19 protein-coding genes and 1 tRNA gene are annotated in these 17,997 nt (G+C 38.1%); 2 read left to right on the forward strand and 18 right to left on the reverse strand.

The features are described from left to right. Positions 1 to 111: 111 nt before the first annotated feature. The 9 genes from rfbB to map form a co-directional block, all read right to left on the reverse strand. Positions 112 to 1,140 (reverse strand): dTDP-glucose 4,6-dehydratase, encoded by a 1,029-nt coding sequence (rfbB, locus tag A5889_RS05425; RefSeq protein WP_087641089.1) that lies wholly within the window; start codon positions 1,138 to 1,140, stop codon positions 112 to 114. 24 nt (positions 1,141 to 1,164) lie between these two features. Next, on the reverse strand, positions 1,165 to 1,737 hold the full coding sequence (gene rfbC, locus A5889_RS05430; protein ID WP_087641088.1) for a dTDP-4-dehydrorhamnose 3,5-epimerase: 573 nt from the start codon (positions 1,735 to 1,737) through the stop codon (positions 1,165 to 1,167). Between the two features lie 13 nt (positions 1,738 to 1,750). Then, positions 1,751 to 2,620 carry a glucose-1-phosphate thymidylyltransferase RfbA gene (gene rfbA, locus A5889_RS05435; protein ID WP_087641087.1) on the reverse strand — a complete coding sequence of 290 codons (870 nt, stop codon included), beginning with the start codon at positions 2,618 to 2,620 and terminating at the stop codon, positions 1,751 to 1,753. 127 nt (positions 2,621 to 2,747) lie between these two features. After that, the gene (locus A5889_RS05440; protein WP_087641086.1) at positions 2,748 to 3,461 is read right to left on the reverse strand and encodes a glycosyltransferase family 2 protein; all 714 of its coding nucleotides are present in this window, start codon (positions 3,459 to 3,461) and stop codon (positions 2,748 to 2,750) included. Continuing rightward, positions 3,462 to 4,295 carry a glycosyltransferase gene (locus tag A5889_RS05445; RefSeq protein ID WP_087641085.1) on the reverse strand — a complete coding sequence of 278 codons (834 nt, stop codon included), beginning with the start codon at positions 4,293 to 4,295 and terminating at the stop codon, positions 3,462 to 3,464. Next, a complete protein-coding gene (locus A5889_RS05450) occupies positions 4,295 to 5,077 on the reverse strand; it encodes a glycosyltransferase family 2 protein (RefSeq protein WP_087641084.1) in 783 nt (260 codons plus the stop codon). The genes A5889_RS05445 and A5889_RS05450 overlap by 1 nt, the downstream gene beginning before the upstream one ends. A 225-nt stretch (positions 5,078 to 5,302) precedes the next feature. Then, positions 5,303 to 6,442, reverse strand: coding sequence for a glycosyltransferase family 4 protein (locus A5889_RS05455; protein WP_087641083.1), 1,140 nt, complete (start codon positions 6,440 to 6,442; stop codon positions 5,303 to 5,305). Positions 6,443 to 6,574: 132 nt separating this feature from the next. Next, the gene (locus tag A5889_RS05460) at positions 6,575 to 7,489 is read right to left on the reverse strand and encodes a YihY/virulence factor BrkB family protein (protein WP_087641082.1); all 915 of its coding nucleotides are present in this window, start codon (positions 7,487 to 7,489) and stop codon (positions 6,575 to 6,577) included. 30 nt (positions 7,490 to 7,519) lie between these two features. Continuing rightward, positions 7,520 to 8,284, reverse strand: a complete 765-nt coding sequence (map, locus tag A5889_RS05465) for a type I methionyl aminopeptidase (RefSeq protein WP_087641081.1) — start codon at positions 8,282 to 8,284, stop codon at positions 7,520 to 7,522. A gap of 365 nt (positions 8,285 to 8,649) precedes the next feature. Here map and A5889_RS05470 point away from each other — a divergent pair, with 365 nt between their 5' ends. Beyond that, a complete protein-coding gene (locus A5889_RS05470; protein WP_087641080.1) occupies positions 8,650 to 9,093 on the forward strand; it encodes a flavodoxin in 444 nt (147 codons plus the stop codon). A 52-nt stretch (positions 9,094 to 9,145) separates the two neighbouring features. On the opposite strand, the gene A5889_RS05475 is transcribed toward A5889_RS05470, so the two are convergent. Next, a complete protein-coding gene (locus tag A5889_RS05475) occupies positions 9,146 to 9,718 on the reverse strand; it encodes a TetR/AcrR family transcriptional regulator (protein ID WP_087641079.1) in 573 nt (190 codons plus the stop codon). Between the two features lie 254 nt (positions 9,719 to 9,972). On the opposite strand from A5889_RS05475, the gene A5889_RS05480 reads away from it, so the two are divergent. Then, positions 9,973 to 11,211: an aminopeptidase gene (locus tag A5889_RS05480; protein WP_087641078.1), complete on the forward strand. Its 1,239-nt coding sequence runs from the start codon at positions 9,973 to 9,975 to the stop codon at positions 11,209 to 11,211. Positions 11,212 to 11,309: 98 nt separating this feature from the next. On the opposite strand, the gene A5889_RS05485 is transcribed toward A5889_RS05480, so the two are convergent. The 8 genes from A5889_RS05485 to A5889_RS05520 all read right to left on the reverse strand — a co-directional run bounded on the left by A5889_RS05485 (position 11,310) and on the right by A5889_RS05520 (position 17,976). Further along, complete coding sequence (locus tag A5889_RS05485) at positions 11,310 to 12,164, reverse strand: Ig domain-containing protein (RefSeq protein WP_176372836.1); 855 nt, start codon at positions 12,162 to 12,164, stop codon at positions 11,310 to 11,312. Positions 12,165 to 12,406: 242 nt separating this feature from the next. Then, positions 12,407 to 12,480, reverse strand: a tRNA-Arg gene (locus tag A5889_RS05490). Between the two features lie 106 nt (positions 12,481 to 12,586). Continuing rightward, positions 12,587 to 13,774 (reverse strand): GNAT family N-acetyltransferase, encoded by a 1,188-nt coding sequence (locus A5889_RS05495; RefSeq protein ID WP_087641076.1) that lies wholly within the window; start codon positions 13,772 to 13,774, stop codon positions 12,587 to 12,589. A 135-nt stretch (positions 13,775 to 13,909) separates the two neighbouring features. Beyond that, positions 13,910 to 15,313 carry a PTS sugar transporter subunit IIC gene (locus A5889_RS05500; protein ID WP_087641075.1) on the reverse strand — a complete coding sequence of 468 codons (1,404 nt, stop codon included), beginning with the start codon at positions 15,311 to 15,313 and terminating at the stop codon, positions 13,910 to 13,912. 279 nt (positions 15,314 to 15,592) lie between these two features. Further along, a complete protein-coding gene (locus A5889_RS05505) occupies positions 15,593 to 16,006 on the reverse strand; it encodes a DUF3284 domain-containing protein (protein WP_087641074.1) in 414 nt (137 codons plus the stop codon). Continuing rightward, entirely contained in the window at positions 16,006 to 16,203 is a 198-nt protein-coding gene (locus A5889_RS05510) for a DUF3188 domain-containing protein (RefSeq protein ID WP_087641073.1), read from the reverse strand. Before A5889_RS05510 ends, A5889_RS05505 begins: the two co-directional genes overlap by 1 nt. 21 nt (positions 16,204 to 16,224) lie before the next feature. Continuing rightward, positions 16,225 to 16,443 (reverse strand): hypothetical protein, encoded by a 219-nt coding sequence (locus A5889_RS05515; RefSeq protein ID WP_087641072.1) that lies wholly within the window; start codon positions 16,441 to 16,443, stop codon positions 16,225 to 16,227. 81 nt (positions 16,444 to 16,524) lie between these two features. Then, on the reverse strand, positions 16,525 to 17,976 hold the full coding sequence (locus A5889_RS05520; protein ID WP_087641071.1) for a PTS sugar transporter subunit IIC: 1,452 nt from the start codon (positions 17,974 to 17,976) through the stop codon (positions 16,525 to 16,527). Positions 17,977 to 17,997 lie beyond the last annotated feature (21 nt).

Below are 17,997 nucleotides of genomic sequence, written 5' to 3' on the forward strand. Positions count from 1 at the left end.
TAGAGCGTGGAGCAAAACCAATACTTAGTTTTGTCCCACGCTCAATAAGTCACTATTTTAATCTTACTTGGTTAAAATCAGGTGCATGACATCTATAAAAATGATATCGATTTATTGACCGCTTTTCGCATAGTTGGCTTCTACAGCATCTTTATCTGCTTTCCACCAGTCTTCATTCTCTGTATACCACTTAATCGTGTCTGCTAAACCGTCACGGAAATTCGTAAATTCTGGTGACCAGCCTAATTCTTCACGTAGTTTTGTTGAATCGATCGCGTAGCGTAAGTCGTGTCCAGCACGATCATTCACATGCTCATAAGCATCTTTAGGCTGTCCCATCAATTCTAAGATCATTTCGATCACTGTTTTATTGTCCTCTTCACCATCAGCACCGATCAAATAAGTTTCTCCGATACGGCCTTTAGTCAAGATAGCCCAGACAGCAGACGAGTGATCATTCGTATGAATCCAATCTCGAACATTTTTTCCTGCTCCGTATAATTTCGGTGTGATCCCGCTTAGAATATTTGTGATCTGACGCGGAATGAATTTTTCGATGTGCTGATACGGTCCATAATTATTTGAACAGTTCGAAATCGTTGCTTTTAAGCCAAACGAACGACCCCAAGCCTTCACTAACAGATCAGAGCCAGCTTTTGTTGATGAATATGGGCTTGATGGATTATAAGGTGTTTCTGCAGTAAATTTCTCTCCCGCTCCTTCTCCATGTCCCGGTAAATCTTCACGTAACGGCAGATCACCATAGACTTCATCAGTTGAAACATGATGATAACGAACATCATGTTTACGACACGCTTCAATCAATGTGTACGTTCCAATGATATTCGTTTGGACGAACGGAAATGGATCGTTCAATGAATTATCATTATGCGATTCTGCTGCATAGTGAACGACTGCATCTGTTTCTTTGACTAATCGATCGACTAATTCAGCATCAGCGATATCGCCTACAACTAGTTCAACACGATCTTTTGGTAAACCTGCTAAGTTCTTTTCGTTTCCTGCATAAGTTAATTTATCTAAGACAGTGACATGCACTTCCGGATGATTGTTCACTACATAATGAACAAAGTTTGATCCGATAAAGCCTGCTCCACCAGTAACAATGATCTTTTTCATTTTTAAGATCTCTCCTAAACTTTTTTAGATTTCACCATAGACAAATGGATTTTTAGCTTCAAATTCTTTTAATGTCGGGTGATTTTTATCTTTTTCAGACGTAATCGCTTTTTGAATATCGATCGGCCAGTCGATCGCCAAATCCGGATCATCAAAAGCGATCCCGCCATCTGCTGCTGCATTATAGTAATTATCGCATTTGTATAGGAAATTGACATTCGGTGTCAACGTTACAAAACCATGGGCATAGCCCTTTGGTACTAACAACTGACGATGGTTATGCTCAGATAAAATATAGCCTTCCCATTGACCGTATGTCGGGCTTTCTTTACGAATATCTACAATAACGTCCAATACTGCACCTGTTACCACACGGATCAATTTCGTTTGAGCAGCATCTCCTTTTTGGAAATGAAGCCCACGCAATACGCCTGCTTCAGTTGAAAGAGAATGATTGTCCTGAACGAAATCAAAGTCTAACCCCTGCGCTAAAAATTTTTCCTTTGAGTAGCTCTCAGTAAAAAATCCACGATGATCACCAAAAACATCCATTTCAATGATCTTTACGTCTTGTAATTTAGTATCAATAACTTTCATTTATCTTTCGCCCCTACTCTGCTTCTGCTAAACGTAATAAATATTGTCCATAACCATTTTTCTTCAACGGCTGTGCCAATTCGATCAATTCTTCTTTTGAAATGTAGCCCATTCTATAAGCAATTTCTTCTAAACAAGCAACTTTCAAGTTTTGACGTTTTTCGATCGTTTCGATGAATGTAGATGCTTCTAACAGTGACTCATGAGTACCGGTATCTAGCCAAGCATACCCTCTCCCCATAACCTCAACTGATAATTTATTCTTTTCTAAATACACCTTATTCACATCTGTGATTTCTAATTCACCACGATCAGAAGGCTTGATATTTTTAGCGATTTCGATCACATCGTTATCATAGAAATACAGCCCAGTAACAGCATAACTTGATTTAGGTTTTTCTGGTTTTTCTTCAATTGAAAGAGCCTGCATATCCCCATCAAATTCCACAACACCAAAACGTTCTGGATCATTTACATGGTAACCAAAGACAGTCGCACCACTCTCTTTTGAGGCTGCACGCTGAAGCATATTGGATAATCCTCCACCATAATAAATATTATCTCCTAATACCAAGCAGACACTATCATCACCGATAAATTCTTCTCCGATGATAAAGGCTTGAGCTAGTCCATCCGGGCTTTCTTGTACAGCATACTCGATATGGATCCCTAGATCTTTTCCATCTCCAAAAAGACTCTCAAATCTCGGTGTATCATCCGGTGTTGAAATAATCAAAATTTCTTTGATTCCTGCTAGCATCAATGTTGACATTGGATAATAGATCATTGGTTTGTCATAGATAGGCATTAGTTGTTTTGATGTGGCTTTCGTTAATGGATATAGTCTGGTCCCACTTCCTCCAGCTAAGATGATCCCTTTCATGAAAAAACTCCTTACTACTATTTTATTTTATTTCTTTTTCATTCGCATCACTAGTTATTATTGCATTATTACCTTTAATTGTCATTCATTTTAACGATATTTTACAAAACTGTAAAATAGTGACTTATTAGATATTGAACAGAAGGCGTTTCAATAAGGCAAAACTGATAGCTGATCGCCATTTCAGCTGTTGATAAAAGCTCGCTTTCGTATTGATCTCACTAGCATTCGTATCATGTCTTCTATATAAAGTCAGTGGCTGCGTGATCAAAGCACTTTTTTTCTTATATGCCGCAATCAAACCGATCCACATGTCATGCATCGGAACTTCTGCTGGGATCGGTAATATCTTCGCTTTCAATCTGCTTCTAAAAGCCATGCCGGCACCAATATATTTGTTTTTCACTATATTATGAAAAAAGCCCAATCTGACCTTGCGGTACGTAAAATAAGAGGGCTCGATCGTATGCAATCGCTCATCAACAATGACCAAATCACTAATGACCAAATCGATTTTGGGCTGGTTCTCGAAAAATGCCATCGTTGTTTGAACTTTTTCCGGAAGCCAAACATCATCCTGATCTGCTAAAAAAATGTACTCTCCACAGCTTTGCTCAATAGCAAATTCAAAATTAGCGATCACACCTTTTCCGGGGCCTTTGAACAATTTGATCCGCGAATCTCTTTCTGCATATTCTTTTAATATAGTGCGTGTTTCATCTTTCGATCCATCATCAGAAATGACCACTTCATCTTCCTCTGACAGCTGGACCAAAATACTATTTAATTGTTCCTGCAAATATTTTTCGCCATTATATGTAGCAATACAAACTGAAATCATTTATTTTCCTTTCGATAATTTACGATATTCTGAAAATGTACGGCGCCAAATCGCTCGATTTTTTACCCGTAGAAACTGTTTGATGGATCTAAGCAATAAATGCTTTTTATGTTCAGTAAATTTATCATGATCGTATTTTTGGTAAAAGAGTGATTCCGCCTGAATGATCGATTCATATCGTTTAAGACTTACAGCTGAATAATCTAATACAGACAACTCGTGGTCTACATGTTCATCTAGCACACAAATCTTTTTCTGCAATCGATGCAGCTGCCAAAACAACCAATGATCTAAAAAATCCAGCGGAAATTCTAGGTTGAATGTATTTAAAAGCTGCAATGTTTCCTTAGGAAGAACTGTACCGGAATTGATACTCATGATTTTCTCTGTATACATTCCTGCCTCAGGAAAAGTAGAGGCTCGACCGATATATCGTTCTGACAACACAGGTGAGATTTGTCTGCCATGTGATTGAACGATTGGGACGTATGCACCGATATCTGTGGCAATATTTAGCCCAAGAAGTGTTTCGATATAAGAAGCCTCGATCGTTGTGTCTTGATCCAATAATAATAACAAGTCTGCTTGAATTTCTGTACAATAATCTTTCGCAGCATTGTAAGCAACAGCTAATCCTGGATTGGTTTCATCATGGAAGTAATGGACGTTCTGTTCATGAAACAACACATCTTCTTGTGCTTTAGCACTATTATCATAAACAAATAAATGGACTGATTCTTTTGTCAGCAGGACATCTTTTAACAAGACATAACTCGGGGTCTGTGCAAATTCAGTTTGGTATAAAACGATCGCAATGACCAGGCTATTCGACATCAGAAAAACCTCCAACCCCATTTATTGAAAAATTTAACCATCGATTGTAAAAAGATTTTAAAGAGCTTTTTGTTTTTGTGTGCTCCTTTTTCATATAAATGAATCACTGTTTCAAAAGGGGTATATAAAATTTTATAGCCCGCTTTACCAAAGCTCATACACAAATCATTGTCTTCAAAATACATGAAGAATCGTTCATCAAAGCCGCCTATTTCTTTAAACTTATTTACATCGACTAGCATCAAACAGCCTGAACCCATCTTGATATAGGTCGTTTTATCTTCAGGCAAATCGCGGCATTCATAATAACTCAAACGTTTATCGAACATTTTTTTGACAAATTGAAATGGAACAAAACGAAGCATATAATCAAAAACGTCTAACTTTTGGCGAACCAAATATTGTGTTGTCCCATCTGTATTCAATACTTTGGGACAAACGGCTGCAAGCTCTTCTTCCGTTTCCAGTCGCTGAACCAGCTTATCCAAAACAGCTTTTGTAATCAAAACATCCGGATTAAAAATCACGCCAAACTTAGTGTCGACCTGCTTCAATACCTGATTATGCCCATGACCAAATCCACTATTTTCCTCCGATAAATGAAGTGAAATAAACGAACTGTAGCTTTTTAAACGTTCTATGTAGTTTTGCTCTGATGCATTATCGAATATATGTATATCGTATTTCGACTCTATTCCTAGCTCATTCTTTAAATTATCAAGCACGTCAAAAATATGACGGCTGTTGTGAGTAACAATGGAGATCGTTATTCTATCATTCATATTTTTGCCCCTCGTTAAAAGTAAACGTCTAGTGGATCCTCACGTTTTGTTTGATAGCATCAATGAATCGATGATTCTTTCATTGATACTCATTTTCTTGATACATTAGTTGAATTTTATGAGAGCGGAGCAAAACTTGATTTGTTTTGTCCCGCTCTCTTACTTTACTTAATGACTAAATTATAACATAGCCCAAAATGCCAGCAAAGATTCTTCTAAACACTTTTACTTTTTTTTAGAATGTTTGCCTAGCCGCTTTTCAAGTTGTTGATGGCGAAATTCTCGATTTCCAAACATACGTAAAATAAACATCAATGGTTGATGATTCTCACCGACCAATCCAATCATCTCAATAAACAGCTCTAACCCGATCGCACTGAACACGATCAACAAAATCGAAGCTAAATTACTAGCATAACTAAACAACAGCGCCACAAAAGAAAAGACCAACGCTAAACCGTAAATAGTCATAACTGCCCCTTTATGTGTAAATCCTAAAGAAAGTAAGCGATGGTGCAAGTGCATTTTATCTGCAGATGAAATCGGCCGCTTGTTCATCAAACGTCGAATAATTGCATAAACCGTGTCTGTGATCGGTACACCTAAAATGATCATTGGCGTAATCACTGTAATAAATGTCGCATTTTTCAATCCCTGCAAAGACATGACGGCAATCATAAATCCTAAAAATAGCGCACCTGTATCTCCTAAAAAGATCTTTGCTGGATAAAAATTATATGGGAAAAACCCTGCAATACTTGCAACTAAAACAAAGATCACAATTGGAATATACACTGTTTTCGCATGAAGGAAAAAATAGCCAATAACCCCAATCGTTGTCAAGCTTATGATCGAAACACCTGAAGCTAGACCATCTAATCCATCGATCAGGTTGATTGCATTCGTAATTGCCAAGATCCAAAATAAAGTCAATGGTAAACTCAGCCAGCGTAAATCAATTTGTCCTAAAAAAGGTAAGGTAACCATCTCAATACGAATATCTTTAACAAAGAAATAAACCACCAAAGCACCTAAAAGAACACCCACTGTTTTTTTCTTTGGTGATAATTCATAAATATCGTCGATCAGCCCTGTAGCTACAACAATTCCTGCGCCTAAGATGATGGGCCAAATATAATTTGTTGGAATGATCGATTGAAACAAGACTAGACAAGAAAACGAAAAAACAAAATAAATGCCCAACCCACCTGCTGTTGGCATATTTTTCGTATTTACTCTTCTTTCCCCGGGTGCATCATATGCCCCTATTCTAAAAGCCAATAACTTAACGATCGGCGTAACAATCAAGGATAAAATAAACGTCAAAAAAAGACGGATAAAAATTTCGTAAATAAACATTGACATGAAGGAACCTACTTTCTTAATGTACATCGTATATTATACCGAATCATTTCACATTTACAAGTTGGAACAAGTGTTTCGGTCAAGGCAGAGAAGACTCTCTGTTTAAAGGTCACTCACCCAAATGCATTTAAACTATTTCTTGATTTTTTCTTTTATTTTATCCATTAATCGATTGATCACACCATAACGATGCTCGATCTGCTCGTTAGATGTATATTCTTTGACCACAGCATTGATGATTCCACCCAAAATAATGATCGTCGCAGCAAAATTCAGCCACAACATCAAAATAATAAAGCTTCCGATGATCTGATAACTGGCAATTTTTGAACTAAAATATTTAATATACAATCCAAATACCTGAGACAAAAGCATCCAGCCAATCGTTGAAAAGACCGCACCAGGGATGATCGACCGAAAATTCAAGCGGGCATTTGGCACTACGCGATAAATCAAACACATGATGACCATCAAAACAAGTGTTGTTATCGGCCATTTCAACGTCTGGAACGTATCAATAAAGTCTGTTGAAAAATGAAAGATCGGCTGTAAAAAATCTAAAATCGTTTTTCCAAGACCTAATACACCGACCACTCCGACTACCGCTGTCAACAATAAAACGATCACAAATAGGGACATCAAACGGACAATAATGAAGTTTTTCCGCTGCTCTACACCAAAAGCCTTATTCATCGCGATTTGTAGTGCATTGATACTTTGACTCGCACTCCACAAAGCAGTTAACGCTGAGATAGATAATAAACTACCCGATCTTTGAGTCAAAAGAGATTTGATCGCAGATTGCAGATCATTGAAAATCGTTTCTGGTATAGCTTCTGCAATGTAAGGAAGCACATCGTTTGGATCAATATGTAAATACGGCAGAATATTTCCTACCGCTATCAATAGAGGAAAGAGAGACAAAAGTAAATAATAAGCCACTACTACCGAAGTATTCCCAATCTCAGAATCAACCATACGGCGTTGGGTCGTTTCAATGAAACGCATTAAGTTTTCATTGTTTTTTACTTTGTCCACTAATTTCATGCGTACTCTCCTCTACTCTACTCTTTTTCATTAATATGTTAATTCTTCACCTTGAGAAGTCAAAATTTTAGGACCTTCCTTGGTAATTGCTAATGTATGTTCAAATTGACAGCTAAGACCGCCATCCAGCGTATAAGCTGTCCAGCCGTTCGGATCCATTTTCATGCGCCAAGTTCCAGTATTGACCATTGGCTCGATCGTAATGACCATACCTTCTTTCAAACGTAAGCCTTTACCAGCTTCTCCATAATGAGGGATCACAGGACTTTCATGAATCGTTGGTCCAACACCGTGACCTACAAAATCTCTAACAACGGATAAGTTTTCACTTTCAACATATGTTTGGATCGCATGACCGATATCACCAATGCGGTTCCCGACTTTTGCTTGCTCGATTCCCAAATACAATGCTTTTCTTGTCACTTCCATTAAATGATCTAGCTCCGGCGTCGAATTACCTACGACATACGCCCAGCAGGAATCAGAAACAGCCCCTTTAAGGTCGATACACATATCCACTTTGATCAAATCTCCATCTTTCAGTGGCTTTTTCCGAGGAAAGCCATGGCAAATTTCATCATTGATACTACAGCAGGTAGCATATTTATAATCTTCAAAGCCGATTTGGGCAGCAATCCCGCCGTGACTTTCAATAAAGTCACGAACAAAAACTTCGATATCCCAGCTTGTGATCCCTGGTTTGATAAATGTGCGTAGATGACGGTGAACATCTGCCAATAGTTCTCCAGATTCATCCATCATTTCAATTTCTCTTGGTGATTTTAGTGTAATCATTCAATCTCTTCCTCCTAAAATTTAAAAGCGTATCAGGCTTGCTCAATTCTGATAAAAAATTAGCCAAGTAACGCTTTTGTCCAGCGATATATTTTAGTCTCTTCCTATTTCTGGAGACCGGCTAGCCAAGCTAGATAATCTTTATACTAAGAGTATTTTATCATAATTTGTGAAAATTTCACTGAAAAGTCGTTTTGAAATCCTGCACAAACGATATTTATACTAAACAAACATAAACAATCACTTGATATCAAAGGTTTATTCATTCAATGAGCTACTTCTTAGAAATGCCTCATTTTGTAATTTACACGACCTTCCTTCTTCTGCTATAATCATGATTGTATTACTTGAAGGAGGAAATTCTAATGACCTTAGCTAAAATTGTTTATGCAAGTATGACTGGAAATACAGAAGAGATCGCTGATATCGTCGCAGAAGCTTTCGAAAACTTAGATATTGAAGTTGAAATCAACGAATGTACTCAGGTGGACCCTGAAGATTTTGAAGATGCAGATATTTGTGTTGTTGCTACATACACTTATGGAGACGGCGAGTTGCCTGACGAGATCGTTGACTTCTATGAAGAGCTTCAAGAAATCGATCTTTCTGGAAAAACATACGGTGTTTGTGGTTCTGGAGATACTTTCTATGATGATTTTTGTAAATCTGTAGATGATTTTGACGCAGTATTCACAAAAATCGGTGCAACTAAAGGCGCAGACAACGTAAAAGTTGATTTAGCTGCAGAAGAAGAAGACATCCAAAACTTAGAAGCCTTTGCTAAAAAATTAGCAGAAGCCGTTAAATAATCAAGAAAATAGACTGGGAAAAACATTGTATATGCTTTTTCCAGTCTATTTTTTAATTATCAATATCGATCGGTGTATCTCGTTCAAGGATCTGCTCAATAGCTTCTAGCATCAAGCGTTCGATTTGTTCGTCACTTGGGTGGATAATACCAGATGTCATCAAAGCAGCGATCCCTGTTGCAACGATCCATGTGCCCATATGCAAAGAATTGATTTCAGTATCATTCAGTTTTTCGTAATCCGGATCTTGTTTGACTGCCGTTGAAAAGTAATTATAGGAAAACTCCTGCATTCTCTTCCCGCCGCCATATTCTTCCAAATATAACGCGCGATACAATTTACTTTCATTTTTAGCAAAGTGGATATAGTTCAACGCTAGATCGACAATCGTATTTCCTGTGTGAGCGACAGGGAATACTTCGTTTGCTAAATATTGATGGATTTTTTCGAAGAGTTCTTCTTTTAAATCATCCATATTTTTAAATTCTAAATAAATAGGTTGTGTTGAGCATTTCATTTGGGTTGCAATGTTACGTGCGGTGAATTTTGAAAAGCCTTCGTTGGCCACTACTTCGTATGCAGCATTTAAAATCTGATCTTTAGTAATTGTTTTTTTTCTTGCCATAATCCTTCAATCCCCTCTACCTATCCTTTACAACGCTTCCATATAAATACTATAGTTATTGTAACACGATTTAAGTTTTCTGCAAAATACTAGTCCTTTATTTTATATTATTTTATTTATTCGATTATACCTACCTTTATAGCCCTTTTTTATATAATTAAATAAACAAAAATCAATGCTCGATCGTTTGAGTTCGCACGTTCTCCATGTTATGATATTCACAGTCAAATGAATGAAAATTAGGAGGTTACACTATGACATTACCGAATTTTGAGGAAACGCTAAAAAAATATGCTCGTTTAATTGTTGAAACAGGTGTAAACGTTCAAAAAGGACAAAGCATTGTTCTACAAATCAGTGTGGATCAAGCACCCTTAGCTAGACTGATCACTGAAGAAGCATACAAATTAGGTGCAGGAGAAGTGATCGTTCAATGGACGGACGATCAGGTTCAACGTCAATTTTTACTGCATGCTGATGAAAAATATTTAGAAAATATCCCACAATATAAAATCGACCAAACCGATGACTGGGTCAACAAAGGTGCTAGCAGAATCAGCGTTGTTTCTGCTGATCCTGATGCTTTATCCGGTGTGGATACTGATCGTGTCGCTTCTTTCCAAGCAGCCTCAGGTAAAGCTTTGATGAATTTAAGAAAAGCAACACAAGCAAATAAAGTCAGCTGGAGTGTTGTCGCAGCTGCTGGTAAAGAATGGGCAGCGAAGGTTTTCCCTGATTTAGCAGATAGTGAACAACAAGTCGATGCTCTTTGGAATGAAATATTCAAAACAACTCGCGTATATGAAGAAGATCCAGTAGCAGCTTGGCACGCACATGACGTGAAGTTAGCAACAAAAGCAGCCGAATTGAATGAAGAACAATTTGATGCACTGCATTATACAGCCCCTGGCACAGATTTAGTGATTGGACTTCCTAAAAATCATTTATGGGAAGGCGCAGGCAGTGACAATGTCCGTGGAGAAAAATTCATGGCAAATATGCCAACAGAAGAAGTCTTTACTGCTCCTGATTGTCGCCGTGTGGACGGCGTTGTTTCTAGTACCAAACCATTAAGTTATGCCGGAACGACTATTTCCGGAATGACATTTACGTTCAAAGCTGGTAAGGTCACTGATTTTTCTGCTGAACAAGGCCAAGAGGTTTTAGAAACATTGCTCGACACAGATGAAGGTGCTCGTCAGTTAGGCGAAGTCGCTTTAGTTCCTGATCCGTCTCCTATTTCTCAATCTGGTATTACTTTTTATAATACTTTGTTTGACGAAAATGCTTCAAACCATTTAGCTTTTGGTTCTGCCTATGCTTTTAGCGTTAAAGGGGGTACTGAAATGACTGAAGAGGAATTAGAAACGGTAGGACTAAATCGCAGTCAAACCCACGTTGATTTTATGATTGGTTCGGATCAAATGAACATTGATGGTATTCGCACAGATGGTACAAGAGTTCCTATTTTCCGTAATGGAGATTGGGCATAAGAATTCATTTAACTCTTAATAAAGAAATGAATTCTACGAACAAATAGATACTAAAAAAACCTGTGAAGCGAATGTACGCTTTACAGGTTTTCTTTATATTAATACGGGAAGTAAAAGTCTACTGTGTAACCAATTGTTTTCAGGCCTTGTCTAATTTGATAAATATCACAAGAAACAGCTTTACGATTTTTATCATTCAATACTGATAATGCAAATGCTTCAACTGATTTAGTATCTTTAAATAGTTTTAATCCATTTTTCAAATATGAATTTGGCACACCTAATTTTTTGGGATCCAACTCACCAGCATATTTTTTATTTTCTCTATAAGACGTTTTCGCTGATGTATTGATCGTTACATAATTTTTCTTAGGTACTAGTTTGACTTCGATCGCTTCTAAGCGATAAGAATATCTTGATGTTCCAGCGGGAAGTCCACCTTTTTCCCAGCCCATCCAGCCAAATTCTTGTGCATGGACACGGTAAAATACATCATATACTTGCGCTAATTGACCTGTCAATTTGATTTGAATCGCTTCTAAACGTTTCTTTTGACCAGATGTCCCTGAGGTTTGACCATTCTTTTTCCAAGCTTGCCAGCCAATATCTTGTACATGAGTACGATATTGGATATCACCTGTATAACCAGAATTGACTTTCAATTGAATGGCTTCTAAACGTTTTTTCTGTCCTGACGTTCCAGAAACCTGTGCATTCTTCTTCCAACCTTGCCAGCCAATATCTTGCACATGAGTGCGATAAGTTACTTCCGGCGCTGCAGCAGCACGTGAAATAGCTGGTGCCGCATCTGGCTCTACAGAGTCCGATAAAACGCTCTCACTTTCAAAATTACCATAGGGTGTAATAGTGACTTCTTCTTCGGCATGGGCAGCAGTTGTACCAAAAATAGCAGCTCCAACTAAACCTAACAACAATAAACGAACCTTTTTCATTTTCTCACATTCCTTTCTTTGTAACATCATAATTATATAATAGTTACTCATTAGATTACAATAGTCATTCGAAAGAAATACATCAATTTTCTGCATTATTTTTATGCATAATGATAACTAACCTAAAAAAATAAGCATGTATTCAACATGCAAATCCATCTTTTACACACTTATTTCTTCATCTGTCATACTAGCAGCCTTCGCCAAGCTATTGATTTTAACCATTATCCATGATCATTGAACGTCCCCGACACGATTTGAACGTGCGACCTATTGCTTAGGAGGCAATTGCTCTATCCAGCTGAGCTACGGGAACTCAGGAGATGTTTTCATCTTTCAATGAAAACATCTGTTTTTATTTTAAAAGTCTTTTCAATTGATGTCAACAGGAATAATGCTCTATCTTTTTGAGTATAGATTTTTTAAAAATACTCTTCTAAAACAGGTTTTCCTTTTACCAGCCGGTCACCCAATTCCTCTAGCAGCTTACTTTCTCCATGTATTCTTTCATAAAAGAGCAATTCACTACTTGTGCAATACCCCATAAACAATTGCGTCCACGCTTGGATCGTTCCATTGATCACCCTTGAAGAGTCTATTTTTTCAGAGCATTTCTCTACTGTCCCCTGTCCAGCTTCATTGATGCTCAGCCTCCACGTTCCTTCATTCCAAGGAGCGTAAAAATCCACTACTTCAAAATAATACGTCTCTTTTTTTCCAGGCGCAAAAGGATATCGATGCAAGAAAGCTTCGATCGAGACGATTCTCCCCATCATAAAAGGTGTCAGCTTCATATCAACGAGAGGAGCCGGCATCAAATGACTTAAATCATGGCCCGTATGTCCTGTTTCAAAATAGAATTCTTGTGAAGAGCCATTGTGCGAACCGATAAAGCCCACAAGCGCCTGAAATGCTTGGTTAGACAAATAGCCCCATTCCTTGATAGTGAAACGCGCTGCACTGGATCGATAAATTAAATAGCCCGTTACATTCCCCTCCTCGTCTTCGTAAATGGCAAATGAATTCTTTTCATCGGAACCCAAGCTATAATCCAGCCACCAATTTTCCCGAATCATTCCACCCCGCTGATTTTTCTCTAAACCAGCATAAATTGTTTGACAAATCGGCTTGATTTCTTCAAAATTTACACGCTTCATCTTTCCTGAACCGACTTTTACATGCGGCCAATCTGCCGCCTTGATAGTATAGCTAATTTGCTCAAATAGCTGTTCAAAACCATATTTACGATAAAAAGGATAAGAAAATGGTGCTAGGTAAGCCAAAGAAGCCTCCTGCTCTGCCAAATCCTCCAATAGTTTTGACATGATCGCTGAAATACTGCCTTGGCCACGATATTCAGGATAAGACGAAACACAGCCGATACCAGCCATTTTATGAACTGTTCCATGAAAATCCACAGTGAATGGTGTAGAAATCACCTGACTCATCAAGACATTTTCTGAAAAGCAGCCATAGTTTTGCGAATGTTCTACAATTTGTTTAAAATGTTCCTTACGTTTTTCTGTTTTTTCTGAATTAAATGCATATGCAGCCAAATCAAACATTTCATTCAATTCTTTGATCCCCATCTGACGGATCGCTTTTTTCATATCATTTCACCCCAATTAAAGTAAACTTCATTTTCATTGTACTCTAAGTTAAAACTAGGCACCAGAAAAAAAGAAAATAGATGTGAAACAAAACGGATCACCCGTTTTGCCTCACATCCACTAGTTTAATTCTTGTTATTCCTCTGGTTCGCCTAAATTTGGATCCATTTTATTTGCTGCAAGAACAAACGGCGCCCAAATGACAAATGCGACAGCTAAATTGACCACTGTTAGAACAATTGCGCGCCAGTCTCCTGCAGTTGCCAGGAAACCGCTGATGATCGTTGGCATCACCCAGATCACATTCACAACAACAGGATTGACTAAGCCGGCCATCGTAGCAAAGTAAGCGATCGTAGCCGTTGCTAATGGAGCTAAGATAAATGGAATCAGCATGATCGGATTCAACACGACCGGCATCCCAAACATCACCGGCTCATTGATGTTGAACAAGCCTGGGCCCACACCAAGTTTTCCGACCGTTTTGTAGTCTGCACGTTTAGATAGAAGTAAAATCGAAATGATCAAGACCAGCGTAACACCAGCTCCACCCGGCCAAACAAACGCTTCAAATGAACCAGCAACCCATTTATAAGGAATTTCTTGTCCTTGCTGATACGCATTAGTATTGTCGACCATCGCTACCCCATAAATCGATTGTAAAACAGGAGACATGATATTTGTTCCATGTAAACCAAAGAACCATAGTACATGGACAAGCAATACGATCAAGAAAACTGCTCCATATCCTTGAGAAAGTCCGATCAATGGCGTCTGAATCGATTCAGAGATCCAGTCGATCAACAATTTTCCAGTGATTTTCTCAAAGATATGATAGATCATCGCTGATACATACAAAGCAAAGACGCCTGGAATGATTGCTGCAAATGCTTTTGATACTGCCGGCGGCACTGAATCAGGCATTTTGATAATAATATTTTTCTTCATTAACTTCGCAAAAATAATAACAGAAATAAACCCAAAAATCATTGCTGTAAATAAGCCTGTTCCACCCATATATTTACCAAAAGGGAAATAACCCCAAGCACCAGCTTCAATAGCTGATACACCGTCAACCGTATTGACTGTCGCTCCAGCATCCGTAAAAAGCTGAGTGATATTTTTTGGTAATTTCTCAGCTAAAGTAACGGTCGTTGTCGCACTTTGCGGTAATCCGATGAAAAATGCTGCTAGCGAAACTAACATTCCTGATAACACATCGACATCGTATGCTCTTGCAACATTACATCCCAATGAAGCCGCAAAAACAACTGCCATAATCGCTAACGTGCCTGTCCAAACTAATCCGTTGACTGCAATCACCGGCGTAAAGAATGTTGTAATTCCATTTCCTTCGCCCAAATACGTATTAGGAAAATCCCGCATAAACGCATTTAGCAACACTGCAATTGCCCCTGCCATCGTTACAGGCATCATCCCAATAAAGGCATCTCTTAGCGCAACTAAATGCTTCTGCGAGCCAATCTTCGCAGCTACCGGCAAGATGTACCTTTCCATCCAAGCTGTTAATCCATTCATTCTTTTCTTCCTCCTAAACATTATTTATTTAAAAAGTTTACACTTTTTAAAACAACTCCCCAAACAGTGACACATACAGCTAAAAAAAGATTGCATCATTATAACTTTACATTCTTATAACAAGCAAGTAGTATGCCAAAGTGATCTAGACCAAAAAGTCGTTGTTTCCGCGGTTCACGATAAAGCGCTTTCTTTACACACTGTGTAAATATAAACGCACAGTGTATTTTGTGTGTAAAAAATGAGCAAAAAAAAAGAGCGTCTCTATGACACTCTTACTCAATATGATTGTTCCATCATTTTTAACATTTTATTGAACTGACGCTTTTTAAAGAACATCATGATCGTTCCAACTGCTGCATCATTGATTTTTTGTAAAAACCCATAGGATTCCATTTTCTCAACATAATGAATCTCACAAGATTTGTCATCCAGCGGCTTGATATCATATTGAACTAAAAAGTCATTTTTGGTTGTAGACGTTCTAAAATGGTAAGCTGTATTTTCAACTACTTTTTCGACTTTGATACGTGCCCGGCTATTCTTTGAGAATTGTTTGACATATTCAAAATTGTTTAGTTGTTTTCTTGTTAGGCTTTTACCAGTATGTTTGCGTACGTCAAACAAAACAGAATCCATGACTTGGCCATAAAAAACAGATGCTGGAATATTTAATGTCTTTACGATTTCCATTATCGTTTCACCTCGTTGTTCTCTTTCTTATTTTGCTCTTCTTTCTTTTTTCCTTTAAAGAAAAAATATCCTCCGACTGCGACTAAGAAAATTCCTGTCGTCATACTTAACAAATCATACTTCATTGATGCAGGATTTAGCGCATATAAGATGATCAATGATCCAATACTGCATACAAATAAGCCATTTCTTACCATTTTACATCCATCCAATCTTTTTTAAACTGCTGCTGCTTGGAAGTATAAGACACTGCCCCAAGGTTGCGCTTTGATCAATTCTTTCGCTTTCTTAGCTGCTTCTTCTTTGTCTCCAGTTACTTCAAATACTAATTTGATCCCTTGTTTTTGACTAAACTTATACGTGAAGTCTCCACCATCATAGCTTTCTAATAATGCTTTGATTTCTTCTTGCTGCATTGCACTTGCGATTGTAATCATTTTAACCTCTCCCTTTTAAACAATGAAGCAGCTGCTTTCACTTTTATTAAGTGAAAGCAACATGCTATTTAATTTTTCTTCTTACAGATCTGTTGGTTCCATCTTATTCGCTGCAATAACGAATGGTGTCCAGATCAAGAATGTTACGACCATACACACAAGGGTAACTACTGGTGCACGCCAGTCTGCTCCTGTTGCTAAGAATGAAAGCAATAGCGGCGGTACAACCCATGTTACTTGTTGTGATACTGGTGCTACTAAACCAAAGTATGTTGCTAACCAACCGATTGTAGTTGCTACTACTGGTGCAACCAAGAATGGTACAAACATGATCGCATTCAATACGATCGGTAAACCAAACATGATCGGTTCGTTGATATTGAAGATACCAGGTCCTAATGACAATTTACCTACAGTTAAGTAGTCCGCACGTTTAGAGAATAACAGGATCGCAATGATCAGAACGATCGTACCACCTGAACCTCCAAACCATGCAAATGCGTCAAATGAACCACGTACCCACATATATGCTTTTCCATCATCAATGGCTTTCAAGACAGCTGGTGTACCAGTTAAGCCTTTGTAGCCTTTTTGGAAAATATCGATATTGATCAATTGTGCTTGTCCCCAGATACCTTCTAATACTGGTGCCAATACGTTTGGCCCATGGATACCGAAGAACCAGAAAATTTGTACAAAGATCGTAACGATCAATACTGCACCGATCCCTTGAGATAAGCCCAAGAACGGTTCTGCAATATATTTTTGAACTAGATCGATGATCAATTGTCCATCTGTTAATTTACCTACGACAAAGTTAATAATTGCGATAACATATAATGCGATCGTTGCTGGTAAAATCGCAGCAAACGCTTTTGATACTGCCGGCGGTACTGAATCAGGCATTTTGATCGTGATATTCGCCAACATTAGTTTACAGAAAATGATAACAGAGATTGCACCCATGATCATTACTGTGAAGTATGCATTTCCATTTAAGTGATCAAGTTTCAACCAACCCCAGCCGCCTGCTGTTAAGCCTTCTGCTGTTGCTGACCAACCTGTATCGGCTGTTCCAGCATTGATCGTGTTCATCAATTCTTTAGGAACCGCTGTTTCTAATGTATTAGAATAAGCAAAGGCAATCCCTTGAATCAATGTAGCTAAACCAACGATACCTCCAGCTAAGTCATTTACTTTGTATGCTCTAGCTAAATTATAGCCCCAAGAAAAGGCAAAAATCAAACCGGCAATCGCCAAAGTCCCATTCCAAACAAATCCATTGATCCCAATAATGACGTTAATAACTGCGAAGAATCCTTTATCTGCAGCAAGATTCGCTGCATAGTCTGAGAAGAATTGCTGCGGCAGGTCACGAATGATCGCGTTGATCATTACGGCGATCGAGCCGGCCATTGTTGCTGGCATTGTACCGATAAAAGCATCACGTAACGCAACTAAGTGTTTTTGTGCACCGATTTTACCAGCTACCGGCAGAATGTACTTCTCCATCCAGGCTGTTAATCCATCCATTTTTTGTTCCTCCTATAAATA

Origin of the sequence: Enterococcus sp. 9D6_DIV0238 (assembly GCF_002174455.2) — a bacterium.
In the GTDB taxonomy this organism is placed as follows: Bacteria; Bacillota; Bacilli; order Lactobacillales; family Enterococcaceae; genus Enterococcus_L; species Enterococcus_L dunnyi.